The 766-nt window shown below is 46.6% G+C and carries 1 protein-coding gene; it reads left to right on the top strand.

Features of this window, described 5'->3' with window-relative positions:
* Nucleotides 1-766, top strand: a 766-nt coding sequence (locus A3756_RS23685; protein WP_197481504.1) for a VCBS domain-containing protein, incomplete at both ends; no start/stop codon positions are given.

Here is a 766-nt window from a genome sequence, read left to right as displayed (position 1 = left end):
GACAGCATCATTAACGACGAAGATTTTGATTTCTCTCTACTCCCCTCCACTGCAGCCGGGTACGAAGAAAGCCCCACCCAGCTTAACGGAGAATTTTCCAGCCCACCTGGCGAGAGTTTTTCCAGCAATGCGTATGTAGAAACAAGTACCGCCAACTCAGCGAAGCAAAGCAAATACGAAGTAGCCAGTTTAGACGAACAAAATAGTGAACAAGTCAGCACTTCAACTGCCATACTGCCTCACACAGAAGCAGAGATAGATCATTCCAGCAAATCCCTTGGAACTCTGCACCGAAGCACTACTGAAGACATTCACTTTGAAGTAAGCGGCCAAGTTGATACACACTATGAATTTGACGAAACCAGTCATGAAACAGCTTATGGCCAAATCAATTACAACAGCGACGGCAGCTGGCAATACACGCTAGACAACAACACTTCGAAAATTCAAGAACTGGGGGCAAACGACTCCCTTATCGACAGCATCGACCTAATCAGCAAAAGTGGCGACAAATTTACCCTCAATATCACCATACATGGGATTAACGACAGCGCAACAATCTCTGGCGACAAGAGCGCTGAAGTTTCAGCACTAAGTAACTATAGCCCTGGTGAAAGACCCGAAACGATCAGCGGCACGCTTACTGTTAAAGACCTCGACCAAGATGAAGCCCAAATGCTGGCTGAAGACATGGTTGAAGGCGCATACGGCTTTGTAAGTATTTCCGCTAGTGGCGAATGGACTTATTCGCTCAATAGTGAGTCAG

Source organism: Oleiphilus sp. HI0086 (assembly GCF_001635225.1).
This window is presented reverse-complemented; position numbering and strand designations above follow the sequence as displayed.